Here is a 23926-nt window from a genome sequence, read left to right on the forward strand (position 1 = left end):
GAACAACCCCTCGACCACAAGCGTGGTCGAGGGGTTGTTTACACAAAGGCAGAAAGGATAATCTGCCGCGTGTTAGACATGGGCAGCCTGGCGGCCCAACGAGATCGCGATTTGTTCGGCACGTGGCACAACCTTCACGCGCTCACGGCCGTTCTGCTCACCAAGGGACTGCTCCCAAGCATCGAGAAGTTTCCAGCCCGACCACTCAATGACGTCAACTCCACGCTCGGCAAGGAATTCCGAAATAGCGGTTGGTTCTGGTCGCGACGCGGTGGCGAACTCAGAAAGATCTGATGCGTCCTCAACAAGGTGACGGATGGTTTCTGAAGCATCAGACTTTGTGTGACCAATCAAGCCAACTGGCCCACGCTTAATCCACCCGGTGCAGTACAAACCGTTCACGTGCTCACCGGTAGTGTCGAGCACTCGCCCCTCAGCATTGGTGATAACGCCACGAGTAGCGTCATAAGGAACGTCTTTGAGCTCAGAGCCAAAGTACCCAATGGCACGGTACACAGCCTGCACTGGCCAATCGTGCTGTTCACCTGTGCCGGATACTGTGCCGTCACCGTTCAGTTTGGTGCGTTCGGTACGCAAAACGTCTACTGCACCATCGCCATCGATGTCGACTAACTCGTGTGGTGCATGCAGGAAGTGCAGGTGCAAACGGCGTGACGCGGTGAATGACGCTGGGTCTTTGAGCGTCCAGTCGGTCAGCGTCTTGACAACTTGCTTTGTTTGGTTAGACGAGTTGATGGCTTGAATGGAGCCCTCGTCAAAGTCGAAGTCCTCTGGGTAAACAATGACGTCAACATCGGGGATGTGCCCCAGTTCACGCAACTCAAGAGGAGAGAACTTTGCCTGCGCAGGGCCACGGCGCGCGAAAACGTGAACGTCTTTCACCGGGCTTGCAGTCAGTCCCTGGTACACGTTGTCAGGGATCTCTGTGCTCAGCAGGTCCTTGGGGTGCTTAGCAAGAATGCGAGCCACGTCGAGGGCAACGTTCCCGGCGCCCAGCACAGCGACAGACTGCGCCTCTAACGGCCAGGTGTCTGGGACATCTGGGTGCCCGTCATACCAGGACACAAAGTCAGCTGCGCCATAAGAGCCCTGAAGGTCGATCCCGGGGATCGACAACGCTGCGTCTTTGATTGCGCCAGTGGAGAAGATCACGGCGTCATAGAACTCGCGGAGTTCATCAAGGGTGACATCAACCCCGAACTCAACATTCGACAGGAGACGAATGTCCCCCCGGTCAAGCACCTTATGCAAGGCCGTGATGATTTGTTTGATGCGTGGGTGGTCTGGAGCGACACCGTAACGGACAAGCCCGAAAGGCGCTGGGAGCCGATCGAAGAGATCGATGGACACGTCCAGATCGGTCTTCGACAGGATGTCTGATGCGTAAATGCCTGCGGGGCCTGCCCCGACGACAGCCACTCGCAATTGACGGTCAATGGTCACGGAGTTGAGCGCCTTCCGTTGCTTGGCGGCAACTGAACCTGTCAGTGGCCGCGGATCTGTTGTTCTCTGTGCACTACAGTGACAAGAAAGACCGGGAGATGGAATCACCGGTTCACGGCTTGGGAGGTTGTAACACCCCGTGAAGCCCTGTCATTCGCACGCGATGTCGAGACTTTTCATTATGTCAACAACATCGTTTCTTATATTCTCACCCGACTGAGCCGAACATGTACCCGTGATCTCGACCACGTCGTAGACATATCCACGGTTTATCACCACAACAGTCACAACTTGGTGGATGATTTCACCACGTCCCGACGAAAAGCGCCCGGTGATGGTGAGTCGCTGGCCACCAAAAGCTTCATCCTGGACACGGGATTCTTCGCGAAATCGCGTGAGGCGTTTCAGCCGAGACGCCAGATCACGCTCAGCGGCCTCCATCGAATGATCAACACCGTGGCGAGTCATGGTCACCAACACATTGGGCCGGAACTGCTTTGCCGGAACGTCCGCTGCGATCGCAAGGGGTAACCCCACGGCAGCAAGTTCAACCCAGCCTTCTGGCTTGTTCATGCTCAAAGCTGGATAGGCGGGAAAGGCAGGAGATGGGAATGTTGCACGTGACATATACCCATTGTGCCGCATGGGGCACCGCCCAGCGCTCACGCTAGACGGTGCCCCATGTACGTGCCAGCGGGATGTCCTGCTGGCTTAGACGTGAACTTTTACGCCTCGTCATCCTTGATATCGAGAAGCGGTAGGTCTTCTGCCGTGACCAGCCTGGTGGTCACTGCGTACTCCACAAGGCGAGCACGGCGGTTTGTGGCGAGTTGCTTAGGTCCCCCACGCAGGCCTTTAACACCCATGCGGTCTAGCTTGTCGCACACGTTGTCCAGCTTGCGGTTGAAGCGGGTGATTGCCCAGCCCAAACGCTTAGCAGCATCGGCTGTTGACGGGATCTCGGTGAATCCTGTTCCTTCACGGCGCAACATCGGTTCGCACAGAGCAACAATGAGTTGCTTCTGGCTGAGCGTGAAGTTAATCATCCCAATGGTCTGGTCACCAGACTCAGGCGCTGGGACGTGCTCAGCTTGGTAACGCTGACCTTCAAGTTGAGCAAGTAACTCATACGTGGTGGGTCCAGCGGTAAAGACAATGGTGGTTGAGTGAAACACAATGGGGATTCGGTTACCCGGTGACAGCCACGACTGTACGCCACCTGAGGTGTCGCACACGGTCGCGGACAGCAACGACCCGACGTTTGCGAGCCACCAAATACCGTCCTGGTACGAAATCTTCAGAAATCGCCGATGCAGATACGGATTGTCGTCGATCGTCAGGTCCCCTTCACGACCAATGTCGAAGGTATCTGCCGGATCCGGCTGGAACCACTCGCCGCAATACTCGAGTGACAGCTGCGGTGCTGACATGCTGAAGACTCCCAAAACTTAACGTAGCGCACAGTAATACAGAGGTTGACTGTATCGAATTTCAGCCAGCGAAACACGCTCACTAGCTATGACAATACTTCTTGCAGGAAATCTCCCCATCTCCCGCCGTCGTCGGTTATGAGTATGCGCCTGACCAAGCATCAGGAGCAAGTATCATCTCAAACCAACAAACTCAAGGCTCACTCCATCCCCCAAGTCGACTACATCATCATTGAGCACTAACACAGGCTCACGTGCAGGTAATGTTCGCTCGGACTCGCCACGGCGCCGAAGCACCGTGCCATTGACCGAATCGAGGTCTTCAACCAACACGTGGCCGGCCTCTACTCGGATCATCAGATGGTTCCTTGATATATCTTTCGACGGACTGGGCACAGACATGAGCCGCGCTGTCATCGGCGCCCCAGAACCTTCAGTTGTGGGCTTGCGTCCAATGACGATGGGGCTACCTAATTCCACGACCTCCCCATGAGAGAAACGCACCACGCCAACACCGACAATAGGCGGCGCGTAGCCTGTTCCGCGGTTGCGAGTTCCGACCGGCGAGGTGGAGAGAGCAGGCGGTGGAACTGTGATTGACGTAACGTTCCCGCTTGCTACTTCACGGAGCCCTCCGACAGGTGCAGCCACACTATCTGACACATTATTCATCAGTGGTGCCACGGCATCATCGTTAGCTCGTTCGTGGTTCTGGGACGCAACTGGAGCGAGCTCCTGCGCTTCCTCTACCGAGAGACTTTGGTCCATGGCGTAGTCGGCGCGAGAGTCATCTACCTCATGATCTGAAAGCCATTCCTCTGGAATTTCTATGAGGGTGCGCCCTAAATCTTCATCGATAGTGTGTAATGGGGCGCTGGGTGGTGACACCACAGTCAACGGGTGGGACTCGGGAGATGACACAGTCACCTCGGCGGCCTCCCACATGAGGCCGGAACACCGCACCACACCCGACACCAAGGGCAACGACTGGGAACCGCTGTGGTTCCCTAACTCCAAGTACTCCACTGCGGAGTAACTCTGTTCCAACCACATCGCGATGTGACGGCCGCTGACTTCTTGGATCTTGGGTTCGTTGGTGACTTTAATGCGGGCAATCGCTTCACCGCTCACCGCGATACGGACATCGCTTGTGTGTCCATGTTGACGTTGCTCAACGATGACAAAGTCTGGCAAGTTCTCCAGAGTTTGGTCCAAAGCTGAGGTCACTGCTTGCAGAACCCCCAACAATCCACGTTGGCTCGTGGACGAGCAACGTTCCCAAATCGTTGTGACAACGGTGGCCTTTGTGTCCTTGGGAAGCAAGACAGCAAAGTGGTCGACAACCAATGCAATGTGGTCACCGGGCGAATAGAAGAACACGTCACAAAGCCTTTACTTCACTCGTGTCCGCCGCCGGAGCGACGAGCATGTTGGCCGCCTGCCCTCCTTGGCAGACATGGACATGCGCGAGGTGCGCGTATCCCTTGATACTAACCACTGGAATAGGCGTTGTGCAGGACCAGGGTTCCTTCGTGGACAACGATACTCACGCAGTCCGGTCAACAAGTGCTTGGGCAAAATCCTCTAGTGCTTTGCGGACAGTGCCTTGCGGTAATGCCGCAAGAACGGCCACGGCTTGTGAGGCGTAGTGGGTGGCGCGTTGACGGGTGTCCTCAATGACCTGGTGTTCGCGCAGGCGCGCCACCGTTGCTGACAGCGCTTCATCTGAGCTGAGGTCGGAATCAATCATGGCTAATAGTTCACGGTCCGATGCCGTGGCACGGTCTGAAGCGACCAGCTTGCGCAGTAGTAGCACGGGCATTGTTGGAACTTGCTCGCGCAGATCTGTGCCAGGGGTTTTGCCTGTGACATTGCCGTCTGACATGACGTCAATGACGTCATCAGCAAGTTGGAAAGCAACACCAACAAGTTCCCCGTAGTGGGCAACGGTGTCCTGAACTTCTTGGGATGCCTGTGCATACCGGGCACCCAGCAACGCGGATGTCGCCAAGAGAGAGGCGGTTTTGTCCGCAAGGACATCAATGTAGTGCGTCACGGGGTCTACCCCGTCTAGCGGGCCGAGGGTCTCGTGGAGTTGCCCTAAGCACAAGCGCTCAAACGTGGCTGCTTGAATACGTACTGCCTCTGGGCCAAGGTCAGCTACGAGACGTGAGGCACGAGCGAAAAGAAGGTCCCCCGTGAGGATGGCAACAGAGTTTCCCCATACCTCGTGCGCTGATGGTGCTCCTCGCCGCATAGGCGCTGAGTCCATGACGTCGTCGTGATAGAGGGATGCAAGGTGCGTCAGTTCGACAACAACCGCTGCTTTGCGGACATCATCGTTGATACCAGCGCCTAGGTGTGCGGTGAGAAGTGTCAAGACTGGGCGTAGGCGTTTACCTCCAGCGCTCGCTAGGTGGTTGGCCGCTTCGTTGACGATGGGGTCAGCGTGGGCGGTGGCGCCAGCAAGGGACTGCTCAACCGCGTGGAGTTCGCGGGCGAGCGCTGCGGACATGTCGTCATCCGCAAGGGGAAATGCCAGAGATACGTTAGTCACAAGTTGAACTTAGCCTGTTGAGTTCGGAGATGCGTGGCGAACACCCTGAGCATCGCTAGGTGGTGTCCGCCACGCATACTGACGTTTACCCTTTAATCTACCGTAGATGTCGCGCACAACGGTGGGTGTTCACCCGTGTCACATCAGCGCTGAGAGAACATCAAGGATCGGGGTGGGGAAAACCCCCACGATCAGGAGGAAAGCAGCGCTGAGACCAATAACGGCAAGCGCTGGCCCTTGTGACTGCACGACAGCAACACGGGTCGGCATGTCAGGCGTAACGATTGCAGTACGCGCGGGTGACAAGACCGCGCTTGGAGTGCCAGCAGGCTCTGCTGCTTCACCGTGAAGTGTGTCGTCCGGGACCTCAGCTGGGTCTGAAGGGTTAGGGCGTGGCGCTGTGTCATCGTGCTCACCGGTACGTTCTTCTGCTGGGAGCACAAAGAACATCAGGACCATCACCCGAATGTAGAAGAACAACGAGATAGCAGAGGCACCGATACCCACCGCGGTAAGAATCCAGGCATCGCCACCAACTGCAGTGCTGAACGCTTGGTATTTAGCGATAAACCCTGCTGTAAGTGGCAATCCAGCAAATGACAACAGGAACACTGACATTGCTGCAGCCAGGAACGGTGAACGCCGCCCAAGCCCAGCCCACTGACCAATGTGGGTTGCCTCTCCCAGGATTTCTCCCTGTGCTGTTGTTTCGCGGACAAGGGTGACCACAGCGAATGCGCCAATGGTTGCCACCGCATAGACCAGAAGATAGAACTGGATAGCTAGTGTGGTTTCTCCCGTTGGTCCCAGCAGTGGGATGAGAAGGAACCCAGCGTGGGCGATGGAGGAGTAAGCCAACATGCGCTTCATGTCTGTTTGGGTTGTTGCAATGATTGCCCCCACCAGCATGGTGAGGATAGCGACACCCCACAGAGGGTAAAGCAGTGGCTTGATGTCTTCGAGCCCCAGGGGGTAAACCCCCACAAAGAGGAACCGCACGAGAACACCAATAGCTGCGATTTTTGTGCAAGCAGCCATGAGCCCCGTAATGGGGGTAGGTGCACCTTGGTACACGTCAGGCGTCCACGCATGGAAAGGTACTGCACCGATTTTGAAGAGGATGCCCACAGCCACCAGGATCACCCCTGCGTAGTACATGATGATGGTGTCGGGGAGAACGCCTGCTACTTCAGGCGCTTGGGCAGCAATGAAGCTGCTTCCTACGGTGAGTTGACCAGAGTAACCGTAAATGAGGGCAACCCCGAACAGGAATATCGCGGAGGAAAACGCACCGAGCGTGAAGTACTTAAAGGATGCTTCTTGGGACAGCAAACGCCTGCGCCGTGCCATCGCAGTCATGGCATACAACGGCAGTGACAACACCTCAAGTGCAACAAACATGGTGAGGTAGTCGTTGGACGCTGGGAAAACCAGCATGCCCCCTATGGCGAAAAGCGTCAGCGGGAATAGCTCTGTTTGCTCTACCCCCTGCAGGCGCGCCTCTTCCTCATAACGAGAACCTGGAATAGCGGAGGCCAGCGGGGCAAAGTGGTCCTGACGCGCCGAGGTGCGATCAATCATCACCAACGAGGCGAGGATCGAGGCAACCAGAAGGATCCCTTGGACACCGATAGACCACTGGTCCAAAATCAACGAGGTCCCCACCGGGAAAACATCGTGCTCCGTGGCCTGCGGAAGGGTCAACACCGCAAAAACAATAACTGCGGTCAGCGCTGCAACTTGAGCAAGAAGGAAAAGAACGATCTGTACGGTCCGGCGCCAGGGGCCAGGAACAAAGGCCTCAACAAGCACACCGACGATGGCCGTCCCAAAAATAATGAGGAGCGGCACAAGGGAGGACCACTGAATGTGTGGCGCAATGAATGACGCCAGGGGTTCAACAGACATCAGTTGCCTCCTTGCACAGTGGAAACAGAGACCTCAGCTGGATCGCTGAGATAGTTCAGCGCAATATTTGGCACAAAGCCCAGCGCAAGCATCAGCGCGATCAATGGAGCGGCTACCCACCGTTCGCGCATGGTGAGATCAGGGGCTGAAAAGTCTTCCGGCGGTGGTCCGGTAAAAATCCGTTGGTAAGTCAGTAGCACGTACAACGCTGCTAGCACCACACCAAGTGCGGCAATAGCCGCAACCCACGGCGATGTTTCGAAGGCTGCCACCAAAACGGTGATTTCTGAAATGAACGTGGATAGTCCCGGCATTGACAACGCGGAGAGACCAGCAATGAGGAACACCCCCGCCAACACTGGTGTAACTCGTTGCATGCCGCCATACCCTGCAATGAGGTGGGGCTGGTCACTGCGTGAACGCAGGAACAAGAACCCGGCGACGAGGAAGAGCAACCCTGTTGAAAGCCCGTGGTTGACCATGTAGAACGAGGCACCAGAGATCCCAGCGCTGGAAAAAGTGAAGATACCAAGCACAATAAAGCCAAAGTGCGACACCGATGTGTAAGCGATCAACCGCATAAGGTCGCGTTGCCCCAAAGCCAACAGCGCACCGTAAATGATCGAAATGAGTGCGAACACAATAATCGTTGGTGCAGCCCACTGGCTTGCTGCGGGAAACAGCGGCAGACACAGGGTGAGCATCCCAAATGTTCCGACCTTGTCCAACACTCCAACAAGGAGAACCGAGGTGCCTGCTGGGGCGTGTTGGGCGGCATCGGGAAGCCAGGTGTGCACCGGGAACATGGGGGCTTTAATAGCGAAGGGTATGAAGAACCCGAGGAACAACCACCGTTCCAAACCAGCGTTGGCGACAACACCGGTGAGGTTTTCTGTCAGGAACGCTTGCGGCCCCCCTGGCCCCTGCTGCACCAGCACGATCATCGCGATCAGCATGATGAGTCCCCCGATGAGGGAGAACATGAGGAACTTAATTGCTGCGTAGCGCCGGCGGGCGCCTGTTCCAAATGAGCCGATCATGAAGTATACGGGGATCAGCATCGCTTCGAACACGACATAGAACAAGAACACGTCACGAGCCGCAAAAATGAGGATCATGAAGGTTTCCAGCACCAGTACCAGTGCGAGATAGTGGCGAATCCGGTTACTGCCGCGTGAAGAATCAGTGGTTGCGTGTTCATGCCACGCAGCCAAAATCACCAATGGCACAAGGATTGCGGACAACACGATGAGTGCAAGCCCAACACCATCAACTCCCACCGCGTAGGAGGCTCCGATGGTCTCAATCCAGCGGTACGTTTCGCTCAGTTGGTGAACTCCGGGGTTGCGCGCATCAAAAGCTGCAACCAGGAACCCTGTTCCCACCAGCGCGATGAGTGACACGGCAAGCGCGAGAGTGCGGGCATGGCGTGTAGCCCGAGCGGGTAGTGCCCACAGTATTGCGGCCCCAAGCAGAGGAATCAGCGCAACAATGCTGATCAGTGGGAGGGAATCAGTTGACATGAGTTAATCCCCCTTTAGTTCCACAGCACAGCGGCCGCGACGAGCAACGCGACCAGGCCGATGAGTATGAACGCTGCATAGGTGCGCACGTATCCGTTCTGCAGTCGTCGCAACCCCAGTCCCAGCAAGCCAAGAAGCCCTGCCGCACCGGTGATGCTGTTATCGAGAGCTTTTTTGTCTGCGTAAACCAGGGCGCGGGTGGCGTATTGACCAGGTCGCATAAAGACTGCCTCGTTGACGTCGTCTTGGTACAGATCACGCCGGGCAGCGCGGGTCAGTGGTGATCCAACCGGTGGGATCGCGGGAACCTGAGCGAGAACGTATTGGCGCCAAGCGATGACCACACCGACGGCCACAACAATGAGAGTTGCTGCAATGATCACCGGGATGGGAAGTACTGGGTCGTGGTGTTCTGCGTGCCCGGTAGAAGGTTCAAGCCAGGTAGCGAACCGTCCCCCGGCAGCCAAAATGAGGCCGAGGAATGCCGAGCCAGCCGCCAGAACCACCATGGGTACAACCATGAGTACTGGTGACTCGTGCGGGTGCCGTTCTGGTTGCCCATCTGCTCCCGTAGAGTTCCAGCGTGCTTTGCCGTGGAAGGTCATGAAGAACAACCGCGACATGTAGAACGCGGTGAGCCCTGCCCCAAAGAGCGCAACCATACCGAACACCCACGGCTGCCAGCCTTCACCGTGCCCGGCCGAGAACGCTGCTTCAATGATTTTGTCTTTGGACCAGAACCCTGAGAACGGTGGGACACCCAGAATAGCTAACCAGCCAAAACCAAAGGTGATCCACGTGATTTTCATGTAGCGCGACAGGCCACCAAAGCGGCGCATGTCAACGTCATCGTTCATGCCGTGCATGACTGACCCTGCGCCCAAGAACATTCCTGCTTTGAAGAAGCCATGGGTGATGAGGTGGAAGATCGCAAAAGCGTACCCAATAGGCCCGAGACCAGCGGCGAGCATCATGTACCCGATTTGGGACATTGTTGAGGCGGCGAGCGCCTTCTTGATGTCGTCTTTCGCGCAACCAACAATGGCACCGAAGAGCAAGGTGATAGCACCGATGATTGCCACGGCCAATAGCGCCATGGGCGCTTGGTCGTAGATAGGGCCTGAGCGCACAATAAGGTAGACCCCGGCGGTGACCATCGTTGCGGCATGGATGAGCGCTGACACGGGGGTCGGTCCAGCCATCGCATCGCCAAGCCACGCCTGAAGTGGGAATTGTGCTGACTTTCCGCAGGCAGCAACAAGCAGCATCAACCCAATGAGGGTCATCATGCCTTCGCTGGCTCCTCCAGTCGCCGCGCTAGTTTCGATGCTGGCGAAGTCCAGCGCCCCAAAGACGGAGAACAAGGCACCCAGTGCCACGATCATGCCAACGTCAGCGACACGGTTCATGATGAAAGCTTTTTTCGCCGCTGTGGCGTAGGTGGGTACGTGGTTCCAGAACCCGATCAGCAGATAGGATGCCAGGCCGACACCTTCCCACCCAACGAATAGCAACAGGTAGGAATCTGCGAGCACCAAAATGAGCATCGCAGCAACAAAGAGGTTGAGGTAGGCGAAGAAGCGGCGGCGATCTGTGTCGTGAGACATGTATGCCACGGAGTACAAGTGGATCAGCGATCCCACGAACGTCACAAGCAGGACGAAGGTGACGGACAGTGGGTCAACACGCAGTCCAGCGTGCAGGACCAGATCACCTGCAGTGATCCAGTCAAAGAGGTGGACGTCATGCACTCGGTCCCCTGCGTCGCGCCCAAGCAGGGCCAATAATAGCCCCGCTCCCAGGATAAATGAGGCGGCGGAGGCGAACACTCCGAGCCAGTGACCCCACGTGTCAGCCTTGCGACCGGCAAGGAGGAGCAGTGCGGCACTGGCCAGCGGAATGGCGATGAGCAGCCATGCAGCGTTGATCATCTGTGACTCCTGGCGGCTAGTTCTTCAGCAGGCTGACGTCATCGACTGACACCGTCCTGCGTGATCGGTAAATGGACACGATGATGGCGAGGCCAACAACTACTTCAGCGGCAGCAACAGTCATGACGAAAAACGCGACAACTTGACCTGTGATGTCACCATGCATGCGAGAAAAGGTGACAAAGGCGAGGTTCGCTGCGTTGAGCATGAGTTCGATGCCCATGAAAACGATGATGGCGTTGCGCCGCAGCAGGACGGTGGCAGCTCCCACACAGAACAACAACACAGCGAGATACAGGTAGTTGGAGTATTCCACGTCACTTCTCCTGTTCTTCTGGTGTTGACTTGTCCACCGAATCATTGGGGGCAGCGGCCTCTGGAGCGGACTCGGTGTTTGCGTTCACCCGATTCCAAGTAGCCGGGGCAGATTCACCAGCTTCGGTGAGTTGCACAATGTCTGGATCCACGAAAGCAACCTGGTCTTGACCACGAGCACGAAGTACCCGTGAGACTGAACTCTCCACCGGGTTTCCATCTGGGTCGAGCGCTGGAACATCCATAGCGTTGCGTCCAGCGAACACACCAGGGCTTGGCAGCGGGGTAAGCCGGCGGCCATGCGCAACACGGGCATCGGCGAGGTCCTTTTGGGAGACGCGCGGGTGGAGCCTGCGCTGGTGGGTCATCGTCAGCGCAGCCAAGGCCGCGGTGACAAGGAGAATTCCAACCAATTCAAGGGGGAATACGTAGTTACCCAATAGTGTGCGGGCGATAGCCGTGGGGTTTTGGTCCACGGTGGCGCTGTGACCGATTCCTTGATCAAAGGAGACACGCGCCAAGAACGTGAGGAGAACGATGGTTAGCCCCACACCGATCATCCACCCGAGGTACCGCTGACCGCGGATTGTTTCGACGAGGGAATCAGAGGCATCCACACCAACCAGCATGATGACAAAGAGGAACAGCATCATGATTGCGCCGGTGTAGACCACAACTTGAGCGATCCCCAAGAAGGGGGCTTCGTTAGCGATGTACAACACCGCGAGGCAGATCATGACAAACACCACGGACATTGTTGCGTGCACTGCTTTGCGGGCAAAGAGCAACCCGAGGGAGGCGAGCACCATCAGTGGTGCTAGGCACCAAAACAGGACAGCTTCGGCAGGTGAGGTCATGGTGTCACCGACCCAGGCTGCGTTGATGGGATTGAACTGCCTGACGGTGACGTTGCACTGTGCGCTGCGGTGCGGACCGTTGCCAACGTTGGGTCGTGGGGCCGGTGTTCTTCAACCCATTCAACCTGTTCTGGTGTCGGTCCACTGACTTCACCGCGATAGTAGTTGGTGTCCTGGGTGCCAGGAACCATGGGGTGCGGGGCGGCCAGCATGTTGTCATGCAACGGTGCGAGCAGGTCGTTCTTCTCAAAGATCAACCCTTCGCGGGTTGGGCCCGTTAGCTCATAATCGTTGGTCATTGTCAGTGCCCTGGTGGGGCACGCTTCGATACACAACCCACAAAAGATGCACCGCAGGTAGTTGATTTGGTAGACCTTGCCGTACCGCTCGCCTGGCGACATGTGTCCACCATCGGGTAGATCGGCGTTGGAGCCACCTTCAACGTAGATGGCGTCCGCTGGGCAAGCCCATGCGCACAGTTCACAACCGATGCACTTTTCTAAGCCGTCAGGGTAACGGTTTAGTTGGTGTCGGCCGTGATACCGCTGTTTGGTGGGTACTTTTTCAAACGGGTACTGTTCTGTCACCGTGGGGCTGAAGAACGAGTTCAAGGTGACGCCAAAACCTGCGACTGGCGCAAGGAGCTTTTTGATGGGACCTGCCTCGGGCATTGCCGACTGATAGTCGTCGGCTCCGGGCAGCTCGTTGGGTGTCTGGCCATCAGCGGTCATCGCCATCCTCCTCACGTTGTGGTTCCAGTTGGGCTGTTGGCGCCTGTGCGGTGCGTCGGGCAGCGCGTGGCGACGGTGGCAGTTGTTGACCAGGCAGCGGTGGCACTGGGTAGCCGTGTTCGAAAGCGTCGAATGCTTCTTGTGGTTGCGGTGTGCCCGGTGGCGGGGCAGCTTGTGCGGCGCGTTTGGCTTGCCGTTGATCAACAATCAAGGTGATAACAAGGAGCACTGCCGCTATTGCCGCCACCGTGAATAGTGCTGGGCGGGCGTCAACGTTGCCGAACTCCTGGATGCCACGGAACGCTGTCAGAATGAAAATCCATCCGAGTGCTGCGGGGATCAGAACCTTCCACCCGAAGATCATGAACTGGTCGTACCGGAACCGCACCAGCGTTCCTCGAACCCACACAAAGAAGAACATGAAGGCCCACATTTTCAGCACGAACCAGAGCAATCCCCACCAGCCCTGGTCGAACATGCCGTCGTTGATTTGGCTGATAGGCCATGGTGCGTGGTAGCCCCCAAGGAACAGGGTGGTCGCTACTGCGGACACGTTCAGCATGTTGATGTATTCAGCGAGGAAGAACCACGCAAACTTCATCGAGGAGTATTCAGTCATGTACCCCGACACAAGTTCGCCTTCAGCCTCTGGCAGGTCGAACGGTAGTCGGTTAACCTCTCCCATCATCGAGATCACATAAATGATGAATGCTGGGAAGAGTGGGAACAGCCACCACATAGTGTCTTGGCTAGACACAATCTGCGAGGTTGACATGGACCCGGCCATGATGAATACCGACACCAGGGACAGTCCCATGGCTAGTTCATAGCTGATGACTTGAGCGGTTGAACGCACCGAGCCAAGCAGTGGGTAGGTTGAACCTGACGACCAACCACCAAGCACAATGCCGTACACACCTACTGAGGCACACGCCAAAATGTACAGTGTGGCCACTGGGAAGTCGGTCAGTTGCAGCGGAGTGACGATGTCGGTGAAAGGAATGGCCACTTCTGGCCCCAGAGGGATCACCGCGAACACCAACAGTGAGCAGAACACCGAAATCATGGGGGCCAAAATGTACAGGAACTTGTCCGCGCCTTTGACGGTGATGTCCTCTTTGATGAGGAGTTTCATCGCGTCAAACAACGATTGAAGCAACCCGAAAGGGCCGTGCACGTTAGGGCCGGGTCGTTCCTGCATGCGCCCGATGACCTTGCGTTCAAACCAGATCGCAATGAGCACACTGGTCAGCAAGAAGACGATAATCAAGATGGATTTCACCACGTAGGTGATGAGTGTGTCACCGGAAAAATCGGCCATCACTGGTCACCGCCTTGAAGGTCTGTGGAGTCGGCTGCTCGCGTGACGCGCACAATGTCACCGCTGCGAGCATTGAGCATTCGGTGGACATGAGAACTCGGAGACATCAACGGCAACCACACCACGTTCACGGGCATGTCGGTGATGACCACCGGCACAGTGATGGATCCGTGCTCTGTGGAGACCGTGACGTGGTCTGATTCGGTGATGTCGCAACGAGCGGCAAGTGTTGCGCTCATTCGTGCCACTGGTGTTTTTGCGGTGCCAGCAAGATAAGGTTCGCTGATTTGTAGTGCACCGTCATCTAGTAGCGTGTGCCAGCTCGCTAAGATCGCTTCTCCCGGGCCAGGCTTGGGGCCTGATGCTGCCTGATTACCTGGGGCAGACATGCGTACACCGTCCCAGCGGTCGAGGGAATCAATTTCTCCTCGCACCGCTGCCAAGTCCGCAGTGTTAATAGGGGCACCCAGCGCATCGGCAAGTAAGGACAGCACTCGGTGGTCTGGGAGTGCCGAGGTGGTCAGCGCCCGACCAAATGGGCGCACCCGCCCTTCCCAGTTCCAGTACGCACCGGCTTTCTCCGTTGGAGGAGCAACGGGGAGAACAACATCGGCGTAGGTGGTGACGTCTGATGCCCGCACTTCAAGGCTGACCACAAAGTCGGCAACATCTAACGCGTTGTGCGCTTGTGTTGGGTCGGGGAGGTCTTCAAGTTGGAGACCACCGACAACCAGTGCGCGGACATCACCCTGAGCAAGCGCGGTCATGATGGCGTTGGTGTCTCGCCCCGCTGAAGTGGGCAGGTGCTCAACGTTCCATACTGCTGCTATATCGACGCGCGCGCCTGGATCTTCCACTGGGCGGCCACCTGGCAGCAGGGAAGGGAGCGCACCCATATCCACAGCGGCGCGTTCCCCGACTCGTCGAGGAATCCAAGCGATCCGTGAGCCTGTTGCTGCGGCTAAACGAACAGCCGCGCTGTAGGCACCTGGGTGCGCGGCAAGACGCTCACCCAACACGAGGATACGAGAAGCATCTTTGGTGTGAAGTGCCGTGTGTAGATCGCTGAGTTCAGTACTCTCCGTTGATTCTTGTGCAAGAGCAGCCAGGAGTGCGGCTTCCTCACCGGGCGGCGTCGTGATCACCGTGGAACCGTGGATGCGCTGCACTCCGCGTGATGCGTACGGCGCGATGGCGTAGGTGGCGAGTTTCCCGGTGCGCGCTGCTTTACGCAGGCGCAGGAACACCACACCGCCTTCTTCTTCGGGTTCAAAGCCCACCAGGACAACAGTGTCAGCATGTTCGAGGTCACCGAATGTCACACCGATGCCCTGCCCAGCAACCTGTGAGCCGAGGAACTGAAGTTCTTCGGAACTGTGGACGCGAGCGCGGGCGTCAATGTCGTTGGTGCCGAGTGCTACCCGGGCGAATTTGGCGTAGGCGTAGGAATCTTCGATGGTGAGCCGGCCACCAGGCAGGACTGCCACGCCGTTACCGACGCGGTTGGTCGCTGTTGGTTGTTGGTGGTTGTTGCGTGCCCGGGTGATGCCTGCTGCCGCGTAGGCTAGCGCTTCACCCCAGGATGCTTCGCGCAGTTCACCGCGGAAACCGCCGTCGCCGCGTTCGCGGATCATGGGGGTGGTGATGCGCCCAGGGGCGTTTTGCCAGGTGAAGGCGAACCGGTCTTTGTCGGTGATCCACTCTTCGTTGACAGCTGGGTCGTTCCCGGCGAGGCGCCGCATCACTGTTCCGCGACGGTGGTCTACGCGGATTGCTGACCCTGATGAGTCGTGTTCGGAGATGGCCGGTGTTGAGACGAGGTCGAAGGGGCGGGCACGGAACCTGTAAGCCGCTGAGGTGAGGGCTCCGACGGGGCAAATTTGGATGGTGTTTCCCGAGAAGTATGAGGAGAAGGTTTCTCCTGATTCGTCGAGTTGAGCTGGGCCGGTTGGGGTGTCGGTTGCGGTGCGGGTGATGGTGTCCCCTTCTTCGGGGAGGTCATCGAGGTTGTATTCGTCGGCGAACCCAAGAACCTTCGCGTCGAACCGGCCGATTTGCTGCATTGCGCCACGTTGTTGGAGGTCGATGAAGGCGTCTCCGGCGATCTGTTGTGAGAACCGGGTGCAGCGTTGACACAGGACGCAGCGTTCCCGGTCGAGCAGAATCTGGGTGGAGATTTTGATGGGTTTAGGGAAGGTGCGTTTCACGTCGGTGAACCGGGAGTCGGGGTGCCCGTGTGATAGTGCCTGGTTTTGCAGGGGGCATTCACCGCCCTTGTCGCAGACTGGGCAGTCGAGGGGGTGGTTGATCAGGAGGAGTTCCAGCACACCCTTTTGAGCTTTGTCCGCCACTGCGGATGTTTTTTGGGTGCGGACCACCATGCCCGGCGATACTGCCAAGGTGCACGATGCTTGTGGTTTTGGCATGGCCCGCAGGTTTCCTTCGCGGTCCGGCATTTCCACATCGACGAGGCATTGCCGGCAGGCGCCAGCAGGTTCCAAGAGTGGGTGGTCGCAGAACCGGGGAATGTCGATTCCTAGGTTTTCTGCGGCCCGGATCACCAGTGATCCTTTGGGGACTTGGGTTTCGATACCGTCAATGGTGATGGTGATGTCGTCGCTCATCAGTGTCCTCCCACTGCGGTGAGGGCGGTGGTGCGTGGGGTGTAGTCGAACAACGCTGTGCGTTGTGGGGGGAAGAGTTCAGCTGCTGGGGTGTGCATTCCTGCTTCGAACTCTTCACGGAAGTATTTAATCGCGGAGGTGATGCATGAGGTGGCCCCATCACCGAGTGCGCAAAATGCTCGCCCGAGGATGTTGTCGCACAGGTCGAGGAGTTTCTCGATGTCCCCTGGTGTTCCTTGCCCAGCTTCGATGCGCCGGAGCACTTGTTTGAGCCAGTAGGTCCCTTCGCGGCATGGTGTGCATTTGCCGCAGGATTCGTGGGCGTAGAACTCTGTCCATCGAGTGACAGCGCGGACCACGGAGGTGGTGTCATCGAAGATTTGTAGTGCGCGGGTGCCGAGCATGGACCCAGCAGCTCCGACGGACTCGTAGTCGAGGGGCACATCGAGGTGTTCGTCGGTGAACAGTGGAGTTGACGAGCCGCCTGGGGTCCAGAATTTCAAGGGGCGTCCGCCGCGCATCCCACCGGCCATGCCCAGGAGTTCACGCAGTGTGATGCCAAGTGGGGCCTCGTATTGGCCGGGTCGTTCAACGTGCCCAGACAAGGAGAAAATGCCATGACCTGCGGACTTTTCTGTCCCCATGGAGGTGAACCATTGGGCGCCTTGCGCAATGATCTGCGGTACGGAGGCCACAGATTCCACGTTGTTGACCACTGTTGGCCGGGCGTACAACCCTGCGACAGCGGGGAATGGTGGTTTCAGGCGTGGCTGCCCGCGGCGTCCTTCGAGGGAGTCGAGCAGTGCGGTTTCTTCGCCACAAATGTATGCCCCTGCACCAGCGTGAACGGTGACGTCAAGGTCAAAACCTGACCCGAGAATGTTCTTTCCTAGGTATCCGGCGGCGTAGGCCTCTTCGACTGCGTTGAGGAGCCTGCGGTACACATGAACAACTTCACCGCGTACGTAAATGAATGCGTGGGTACACCCGATCGCAAAGGAGGTGATGGCTACACCTTCGATGAGGTATTGGGGGGTGGCCATCATCAAGGGGATGTCTTTGCAGGTCCCTGGTTCTGATTCGTCAGCATTGACCACCAGATAGCGGGGGCCACCGTCGTCTGGGGGTAAAAATCCCCATTTCATGCCGGTGGGGAATCCAGCTCCACCACGACCGCGCAGTCCAGAGTCCTTCACAGCTTGGACGATGTCTGCTGGTGCCATGGTGAGCGCTTGGCGCAGCCCTTGGTACCCGCCGTTGTCGAGGTAGGTTTTGAGCGTCCAAGACTGAGGGTGGTCCCACAGGCTGGTGAGTACCGGGGCGAGCCCAACGTCACTGCTCATGTCAGATCCTTCCCATCATCTGTGGTGGGGGTGCCAGCACCTGTTGGCCGCTCAGCGGAGGAGCCTTCGTCACCGGTGTGTGGTTCACCATCACGTGGTGTGCCTTGTGTTTCTGCGGCAGTGTCGGGGTGTTGGGAGTGCGGGGCTTGGTGGTTTTTTGCCCACTGGGTGCCTTGCACAGATGCTTCACCAGCGCTTGGCCCCTCGTCAGCTAGCCCGTCTGGGAAACCAGCGAGTACTCGTGAGACATGTTTGAAGTCGCATACTTTGGACGGTCCACGTGTTGGGGTGACGTCGTTGCCTAGTCGTAGTTCGTCCACCAGGGTGCGGGCAGTGTCTGGGGTTTGGTTGTCGAAGAACTCCCAATTGACCATCACCACGGGGGCGAAGTCGCAGGCGGCGTTGCATTCAACCCGTTCAAGGGTTACTTTGCCGTCCTCGGTCGTTTCGTCGTGCCCAATTCCGAGGTGTTCGGACAGTTCCTCGTAAATGGCGTCACCGCCCATCATGGCGCACAGGGTGTTTGTGCAGACCCCAACGGTGTAATCGCCGTTGGGTTTGCGCTTGTACTGGGTGTAGAACGTTGCCACAGCGGACACTTCTGCTGCGGTCATGCCTAGTTGTTCTGCACAGAACTGGATGCCTCTGCGAGACACAAACCCATCAATCGATTGCACGAGGTGCAGCATGGGCAGCAGCGCTGACCTGGCTTGAGGGTAGCGAGCAATGATGTTTTGCGTGTCCTGCACCAACTGGTCATACACATCGGGCTCATACCCGCCTGTGTGTGCCTGCGGAAAACCAGCGTTGGCGGTCATCGGTCCACGCCTCCCATCACGGGGTCAATTGATGCCACAGCCACCACAACATCGGCGACTTGGCCGCCTTCGCACATGATGGACGTGCCTTGAAGATTGTTGAAGGACGGGTCACGGAAGTGGGCCCGGTAGGGGCGGGTTCCGCCGTCTGAGACCAGGTGAACACCCAGCTCACCGCGCGGGTGTTCGACGGTTTGCCACACTTGGCCAGCTGGTACTCGGAAGCCCTCGGTCACCAGTTTGAAGTGGTGGATCAGTGATTCCATGGAACTGCCCATGATTTGACGAATATGTTCGAAGGAGTTTCCTTGGCCGTCTGAGGAAATAGCTAGTTGGGCGGGCCACGCGATCTTTTTGTCTTCGACCATCACTGGTGCACCGGCGGTGCCTTCCAACTTGGCGAGAGCCTGTTTGATGATCCGCAGTGACTGCCAGCATTCTTCTGCGCGTAACACCACACGCGAGTAGGAGTCCGCATCTGATGAAACAGGGACGTCGAAGTCGTAGTTTTCGTAACCGCAGTACGGTTTTGCTTTGCGCACGTCGTAGGGCAACCCTGCTGAGCGCAAGATGGGGCCGGTGATGCCTAGGGCCATCGCCCCTGAGAGGTTCAGGTGCCCCACCCCAACGGTGCGGAGTTTAAAGATTGGGTTCCCGAGGCACAGGTCAGCGAGGTCTTTGAGGTATTTTTCGATCTTCGGGATGCGTGAGCGCACTTCGTCGGCGAAGTCTCGTGGAACATCCTGGGCGATCCCACCGGGGCGAATGTACGCATTGTTCATGCGTAGCCCGGATACTGATTCAAAGATCCGCAGGATCTCTTCACGTCCTGTGAACGCCGCTGTCATGACGGTGGTGGCGCCCAACTCGTTACCACCGGTCCCCAGGCACACAAAGTGTGAGGAGATCCGGTTGAGTTCCATCAGAATGACTCGGATGATTTGGGCGCGTTCTGGTGCTTCGATGCCGAGGAGTCGTTCCACTGCAAGGCAGTATGCGGCTTCTTGGAAGAAGGACGCTAGGTAGTCCATGCGGGTACAGAACGTCACACCCTGGGTGAAGGTGCGGTATTCCATGTTCTTTTCGATGCCGGTGTGGAGGTATCCGATTCCCGCGCGGGCTTCGGTCACGTACTCGCCGTCCATCTCAATCATGAGGCGCAGCACCCCGTGCGTTGAGGGGTGTTGCGGGCCCATGTTCACCACGATGCGTTCTTCACCCAGTTCACGGATGCGCTGGGCGACATCGTCCCAGTCTCCTCCCATTGCTTCGAAGGAGGCGTCATCAGTATCAAAAACGTTGCGGGTGGCGTGTGGGCCGCTGGTGGGGGCGCTCATGAGTATGACCTCCGTTGGTCGGCTGGAGGGATGGTGGCACCCTTGTACTCCACGGGGATTCCGCCCAGTGGATAGTCTTTGCGCTGTGGGTGGCCGGGCCAGTCATCGGGCATTTCGATGCGGGTGAGGTCATCACGGCCAGTGAAGTTGATGCCGAAGAAGTCGAACGTTTCCCGTTCATGCCAGTCGTTGCCGGGGTAGACGCTCACCGTGGAGGGGATCGTTGGGTCCTCGTCTGGCGCAGCAACTTCGAGGCGCAGTGACCGTCCGTGGGTGACGGATGTCAGGTGGTAGACGGCGTGGAGTTCGCGGCCTTGGTCGTGTGGGTAGTGGACCCCAGAGACCCCTAGGGATAGTTCAAAGCGAAGGTCTTGATCGTCGCGTAGCGCTTGGCACACTGCAACGAGGTGTTCGCGGGCGATGAATAGGGTGAGTTCGTCGCGGTCGACAACCACCGATTCGATGGCGGTTGTGGTGTCTTGTTCGTGGAGGATTTCCTCAAGGACGTCAACCACATCGTCATACCATGAGCCCAGTGGGCGCGGTGATGCGTTAGGGATCCCCACAACCCGGGTCAAGCCACCAAAGCCTGAGGTGTCACCGGAGTCGTTGGAGCCAAACATACCGGTGCGAACATCAACAACTTCATGGCTATTGTCCCCGAAGAGTGACGGGGTGTGCTGTTGGGTCGCTGGGCCAGTGATGTCGCTCATGCCAGGAGCCCTTTCATCTGGGATACCGGGGTGGCTTCAAGGGCTGCGCGTTCAACGGATTCAATAATGCGGCGGCGGTTGCCAAGCAACGGTGCGTTCTGCACCTGGGTGTGCAGTTCCAGCATGGCGTTGATGAGCATTTCTGGGCGTGGCGGGCAGCCTGGCAAGTAGATGTCGACCGGCACGATGTGGTCGACCCCTTGCACAATTGCGTAGTTGTTGAACATGCCCCCCGAGGACGCACAAACCCCCATGGATAGCACCCATTTGGGTTCTGCCATCTGGTCATACACTTGGCGGACCACGGGTGCCATTTTTTGCGAGACGCGCCCAGCAACGATCATGAGGTCAGCTTGGCGTGGTGAGGCACGGAAAACTTCCATACCGAATCGCGCCACGTCAAAGCGTGATGATGCTGTGGCCATCATTTCGATTGCGCAACATGCCAACCCGAAGGTGACTGGCCACATGGAGCCTTTGCGGAAAACCCCGGCGAGGTCTTCGAGGGAAGCGGTGAGGAAACCTGGTGATGGTTCGTCGTGTGCCATGGTCAGTGGTGCCTTTCTGCTCAGACCCAGTCAAATCCGCCGCGACGCCATTCATAGATGAATGGCACGGTGATCAGGGCGAGGAAGGAGAGCATCGCCACGGCACCGAAAGCGGCGAGGTGGGTGAAGTCGACTGCCCAGGGGTACAGGAAGATGATTTCGATATCGAACACGATGAAGGTCATCGCTACGAGGTAGTACTTGACGGGGAATTTACCGCCGTCTACTGCGTGCGGTGTGGGCTGAATGCCACACTCGTACGCTTCGAGTTTTGCTTTGTTGTAGCGCTTGGGACCGATAAGTGCGCTGGCGGCGACGCCGCCGATGGCGAGAACCATGCTGATCCCCATCAGCACAAGCAGGGGCACGTACGGATTGTTCATGGCTGGGTTACCGCCCTTGTCACGGGTTCAGTTGCGGGAACGTGCGGGAGTGCGCGAGCAGCGAGGACTGTGCCGCAGCACCCGGCACAGCCATGGGCAGCTCTGCCGATGACTCTCATAACTTCTCCCCATCCTTTGCCACTTGTTCACACTTTTTGTGGGACCGAGGTCCCGGTGCGTCCGCTCTGGCAGGCGGGCGCGCATGTGAATCACCATCGACTCCTGCGGTTGCTTGTGAAGGGACGCACAAGCACGCTACATACTGTAGCGACGATCACAGTTAAAGTCCGCACCAACGCGGCCGATGAGTTAGGTCACAAGCCTGACAGCACGCAGAACATCAGCGAGAACCGCTGAGAATGGCCCCCATGCCGCCTCAACGGGGCACGAAAACTTGCCCGCCCCAAATCTCACATTGCGAGATTTATATGTGTCGGACCGGTCAAACTCCCCATGACCCCACCACAGTGACCCCAACCACCCACCACCACAGCAGGACCAAGGTCCGGGACCACAGGAACGCGCCTACCCTGCGCGCCTAAACGATTCACCCACTGTGCGAACACCACGCACATGCGATCAACTAGCCTTCTAGCACCGATGCCAAACTGCCCCACACGCACGGCACAACTACCCCATGGCGAGTTCTGCACCTTTACGGATCACACCGCGCTAGACCATAGTCGGACAACAGGCATCGAACCCATCACAGGAGGTCACATGAGGAAACGTACCCTGAGTCTGCTCAGCACAACGGCACTCGTCGCTGCCGGACTAGTTCCCACAGCACTCATCACCGCAGCACCTGCCAGCGCCGCCGGAAACTGCAGCGTCGACTACACCATTGCCAGCTCGTGGCAAGGCGGATTCCAAGGCACCGTCACCGTGATCAACACGGGCAACGCCATCAACTCCTGGGAACTCACCTGGGAGGAGCCAACCGGCCAAGCCATCACCCAAGCGTGGAACACTCAGATCTCCCAAACAGGACGAACCGTGACGGCCAGCAACGCCTCATGGAACGGCCAACTAGCAAAGAACGGCTCAGCCCAATTCGGATTTATCGCCACTGGTGACTCCCCCACTGCACCGTCGCAGTTTTCACTCAACGGCATCTCCTGCTCAGGCGACACCGAGATCCCTGATCCACCAGACCCAGAACCAGAACCCACAGACAACCCAACGCCTGACCCCACCACCGATCCTGAACCAGAACCCACAGACGACCCCTCCGACCCAACCCAACCAGGGTCCAGCGAGCTGTTCGTCGACACATCCACCCAGGCCTACTCAGCGTGGGAACAGGCATCGGGAACCAACAAAGAACTTCTGGCAAAAATTGCCCTCACCCCCGCTGCCCGCTGGATCGGTGACTGGACAAGCAACGCAGACACTACAAACTCGGTACGTGAGTACACCACCGCAGCACACGAAGCCGGAGAAAAAGCGACCCTCGTTGCCTACGCAATCCCAGGGCGTGACTGCGGACTTCACTCCTCCGGTGGAGTGTCCACCAGCGAATATGCTGGCTGGATCGATGCAGTGGCAGCAGGAATTGTCGGCGATCCGATCGTGATTCTTGAACCCGATGCACTAGCCCAACTGGGTGACTGTGATGGACAAGGTGACCGGGTCGGTTTCTTGGCATACGCTGCAGAAGAACTCAGTGACGCTGGCGCAGAGGTATACATCGATGCTGGACACAGCGGGTGGAAGTCCGCTCAGGACATCGCTCAGCGCCTCCAGCAAGTTGGTCTCGAGCACGCAGCAGGGTTCTCCCTGAACGTCTCGAACTACCAAACGACAGCCTCACAAATTGAGTACGGTAACCGCATCTCCGAACTCACCGGCGGCGCGAAGTTTGTTGTTGACACCTCACGCAACGGCAACGGTTCTAACGGCGAATGGTGCAACCCTCGCGGCCGTGCCCTTGGTGACAAGCCCGCACTTAAAGACGACGGCGCATTCCGCGGAACGTTGTGGATCAAGTTGCCTGGCGAATCAGACGGCAGCTGCAACGGCGGCCCTGGCGCTGGACAATGGTGGCAAGAAGGCGCTCTTGAGCTCGCCCGGAACGCTTCGTGGTAATGCACGACAACTAACACCTCAATAAAATAGCGGTG

20 protein-coding genes are annotated in these 23926 nt (G+C 57.8%); 1 reads left to right on the forward strand and 19 read right to left on the reverse strand.

Features of this window, described 5'->3' with window-relative positions; translation table 11 throughout:
- Window positions 1-72: 72 nt before the first annotated feature.
- The 19 genes from G538_RS0108405 to G538_RS0108500 all read right to left on the reverse strand — a co-directional run bounded on the left by G538_RS0108405 (window position 73) and on the right by G538_RS0108500 (window position 21803).
- Window positions 73-1464, reverse strand: coding sequence for an FAD-dependent oxidoreductase (locus G538_RS0108405; protein WP_029068979.1), 1392 nt, complete (start codon window positions 1462-1464; stop codon window positions 73-75).
- A 150-nt stretch (window positions 1465-1614) separates the two neighbouring features.
- Window positions 1615-2091: a hypothetical protein gene (locus G538_RS17345; protein WP_051196778.1), complete on the reverse strand. Its 477-nt coding sequence runs from the start codon at window positions 2089-2091 to the stop codon at window positions 1615-1617.
- Window positions 2092-2189: 98 nt separating this feature from the next.
- The gene (locus G538_RS0108415) at window positions 2190-2894 is read right to left on the reverse strand and encodes an FHA domain-containing protein (RefSeq protein WP_029068980.1); all 705 of its coding nucleotides are present in this window, start codon (window positions 2892-2894) and stop codon (window positions 2190-2192) included.
- Between the two features lie 174 nt (window positions 2895-3068).
- Window positions 3069-4274: an FHA domain-containing protein gene (locus tag G538_RS0108420; RefSeq protein WP_029068981.1), complete on the reverse strand. Its 1206-nt coding sequence runs from the start codon at window positions 4272-4274 to the stop codon at window positions 3069-3071.
- A 166-nt stretch (window positions 4275-4440) separates the two neighbouring features.
- Window positions 4441-5451: a polyprenyl synthetase family protein gene (locus G538_RS0108430; protein WP_029068982.1), complete on the reverse strand. Its 1011-nt coding sequence runs from the start codon at window positions 5449-5451 to the stop codon at window positions 4441-4443.
- A 138-nt stretch (window positions 5452-5589) separates the two neighbouring features.
- The gene (gene nuoN, locus G538_RS0108435; protein ID WP_029068983.1) at window positions 5590-7359 is read right to left on the reverse strand and encodes an NADH-quinone oxidoreductase subunit NuoN; all 1770 of its coding nucleotides are present in this window, start codon (window positions 7357-7359) and stop codon (window positions 5590-5592) included.
- Window positions 7359-8882 carry an NADH-quinone oxidoreductase subunit M gene (locus G538_RS0108440; RefSeq protein WP_029068984.1) on the reverse strand — a complete coding sequence of 508 codons (1524 nt, stop codon included), beginning with the start codon at window positions 8880-8882 and terminating at the stop codon, window positions 7359-7361. Before G538_RS0108440 ends, nuoN begins: the two co-directional genes overlap by 1 nt.
- 14 nt (window positions 8883-8896) lie before the next feature.
- Window positions 8897-10813: an NADH-quinone oxidoreductase subunit L gene (gene nuoL / locus G538_RS0108445; RefSeq protein WP_029068985.1), complete on the reverse strand. Its 1917-nt coding sequence runs from the start codon at window positions 10811-10813 to the stop codon at window positions 8897-8899.
- A gap of 16 nt (window positions 10814-10829) precedes the next feature.
- Window positions 10830-11129, reverse strand: coding sequence for an NADH-quinone oxidoreductase subunit NuoK (gene nuoK, locus G538_RS0108450; protein WP_029068986.1), 300 nt, complete (start codon window positions 11127-11129; stop codon window positions 10830-10832).
- 1 nt (window position 11130) lies between these two features.
- A complete protein-coding gene (locus G538_RS15830) occupies window positions 11131-11985 on the reverse strand; it encodes an NADH-quinone oxidoreductase subunit J (protein ID WP_051196783.1) in 855 nt (284 codons plus the stop codon).
- Window positions 11982-12656 carry an NADH-quinone oxidoreductase subunit NuoI gene (gene nuoI / locus G538_RS15835; protein ID WP_051196870.1) on the reverse strand — a complete coding sequence of 225 codons (675 nt, stop codon included), beginning with the start codon at window positions 12654-12656 and terminating at the stop codon, window positions 11982-11984. The genes G538_RS15830 and nuoI overlap by 4 nt, the downstream gene beginning before the upstream one ends.
- 49 nt (window positions 12657-12705) lie before the next feature.
- Complete coding sequence (gene nuoH, locus G538_RS0108465) at window positions 12706-14037, reverse strand: NADH-quinone oxidoreductase subunit NuoH (RefSeq protein ID WP_029068987.1); 1332 nt, start codon at window positions 14035-14037, stop codon at window positions 12706-12708.
- Window positions 14037-16661, reverse strand: a complete 2625-nt coding sequence (locus G538_RS0108470) for an NADH-quinone oxidoreductase subunit G (RefSeq protein ID WP_029068988.1) — start codon at window positions 16659-16661, stop codon at window positions 14037-14039. The genes nuoH and G538_RS0108470 overlap by 1 nt, the downstream gene beginning before the upstream one ends.
- On the reverse strand, window positions 16661-18004 hold the full coding sequence (gene nuoF / locus G538_RS0108475) for an NADH-quinone oxidoreductase subunit NuoF (protein ID WP_029068989.1): 1344 nt from the start codon (window positions 18002-18004) through the stop codon (window positions 16661-16663). The genes G538_RS0108470 and nuoF overlap by 1 nt, the downstream gene beginning before the upstream one ends.
- Entirely contained in the window at window positions 18001-18822 is an 822-nt protein-coding gene (nuoE, locus tag G538_RS0108480) for an NADH-quinone oxidoreductase subunit NuoE (RefSeq protein WP_029068990.1), read from the reverse strand. The genes nuoF and nuoE overlap by 4 nt, the downstream gene beginning before the upstream one ends.
- Entirely contained in the window at window positions 18819-20159 is a 1341-nt protein-coding gene (locus G538_RS0108485) for an NADH-quinone oxidoreductase subunit D (protein WP_029068991.1), read from the reverse strand. Before G538_RS0108485 ends, nuoE begins: the two co-directional genes overlap by 4 nt.
- Window positions 20156-20872, reverse strand: coding sequence for an NADH-quinone oxidoreductase subunit C (locus G538_RS0108490; RefSeq protein ID WP_029068992.1), 717 nt, complete (start codon window positions 20870-20872; stop codon window positions 20156-20158). Before G538_RS0108490 ends, G538_RS0108485 begins: the two co-directional genes overlap by 4 nt.
- Window positions 20869-21420: an NADH-quinone oxidoreductase subunit B gene (locus tag G538_RS0108495; protein WP_029068993.1), complete on the reverse strand. Its 552-nt coding sequence runs from the start codon at window positions 21418-21420 to the stop codon at window positions 20869-20871. The genes G538_RS0108490 and G538_RS0108495 overlap by 4 nt, the downstream gene beginning before the upstream one ends.
- Window positions 21421-21440: 20 nt before the next feature.
- Entirely contained in the window at window positions 21441-21803 is a 363-nt protein-coding gene (locus G538_RS0108500; RefSeq protein WP_029068994.1) for an NADH-quinone oxidoreductase subunit A, read from the reverse strand.
- Between the two features lie 720 nt (window positions 21804-22523).
- Here G538_RS0108500 and G538_RS0108505 point away from each other — a divergent pair.
- The gene (locus G538_RS0108505; RefSeq protein ID WP_029068995.1) at window positions 22524-23891 is read left to right on the forward strand and encodes a glycoside hydrolase family 6 protein; all 1368 of its coding nucleotides are present in this window, start codon (window positions 22524-22526) and stop codon (window positions 23889-23891) included.
- Window positions 23892-23926: the final 35 nt, after the last annotated feature.

The sequence above is a fragment of the Jonesia quinghaiensis DSM 15701 genome, from assembly GCF_000423205.1.
GTDB classification, from domain to species: Bacteria; Actinomycetota; Actinomycetes; order Actinomycetales; family Cellulomonadaceae; genus Jonesia; species Jonesia quinghaiensis.

Excerpts from the sequence above, each read along its gene's own strand:
- G538_RS17345 (WP_051196778.1), bottom strand. The coding sequence starts at position 2,091 with ATGTCACGTGCAACATTCCCATCTCCTGCCTTTCCCGCCTATCCAGCT.
- G538_RS0108415 (WP_029068980.1), bottom strand. The coding sequence starts at position 2,894 with ATGTCAGCACCGCAGCTGTCACTCGAGTATTGCGGCGAGTGGTTCCAG.
- nuoN (WP_029068983.1), bottom strand. The coding sequence starts at position 7,359 with ATGTCTGTTGAACCCCTGGCGTCATTCATTGCGCCACACATTCAGTGG.
- G538_RS0108440 (WP_029068984.1), bottom strand. The coding sequence starts at position 8,882 with ATGTCAACTGATTCCCTCCCACTGATCAGCATTGTTGCGCTGATTCCT.
- nuoL (WP_029068985.1), bottom strand. The coding sequence starts at position 10,813 with ATGATCAACGCTGCATGGCTGCTCATCGCCATTCCGCTGGCCAGTGCC.
- G538_RS15830 (WP_051196783.1), bottom strand. The coding sequence starts at position 11,985 with ATGACCTCACCTGCCGAAGCTGTCCTGTTTTGGTGCCTAGCACCACTG.
- nuoI (WP_051196870.1), bottom strand. The coding sequence starts at position 12,656 with ATGCCCGAGGCAGGTCCCATCAAAAAGCTCCTTGCGCCAGTCGCAGGT.
- nuoH (WP_029068987.1), bottom strand. The coding sequence starts at position 14,037 with ATGGCCGATTTTTCCGGTGACACACTCATCACCTACGTGGTGAAATCC.
- G538_RS0108470 (WP_029068988.1), bottom strand. The coding sequence starts at position 16,661 with ATGAGCGACGACATCACCATCACCATTGACGGTATCGAAACCCAAGTC.
- nuoF (WP_029068989.1), bottom strand. The coding sequence starts at position 18,004 with ATGAGCAGTGACGTTGGGCTCGCCCCGGTACTCACCAGCCTGTGGGAC.
- nuoE (WP_029068990.1), bottom strand. The coding sequence starts at position 18,822 with ATGACCGCCAACGCTGGTTTTCCGCAGGCACACACAGGCGGGTATGAG.
- G538_RS0108485 (WP_029068991.1), bottom strand. The coding sequence starts at position 20,159 with ATGAGCGCCCCCACCAGCGGCCCACACGCCACCCGCAACGTTTTTGAT.
- G538_RS0108490 (WP_029068992.1), bottom strand. The coding sequence starts at position 20,872 with ATGAGCGACATCACTGGCCCAGCGACCCAACAGCACACCCCGTCACTC.
- G538_RS0108495 (WP_029068993.1), bottom strand. The coding sequence starts at position 21,420 with ATGGCACACGACGAACCATCACCAGGTTTCCTCACCGCTTCCCTCGAA.
- G538_RS0108500 (WP_029068994.1), bottom strand. The coding sequence starts at position 21,803 with ATGAACAATCCGTACGTGCCCCTGCTTGTGCTGATGGGGATCAGCATG.
- G538_RS0108505 (WP_029068995.1), top strand. The coding sequence starts at position 22,524 with ATGAGGAAACGTACCCTGAGTCTGCTCAGCACAACGGCACTCGTCGCT.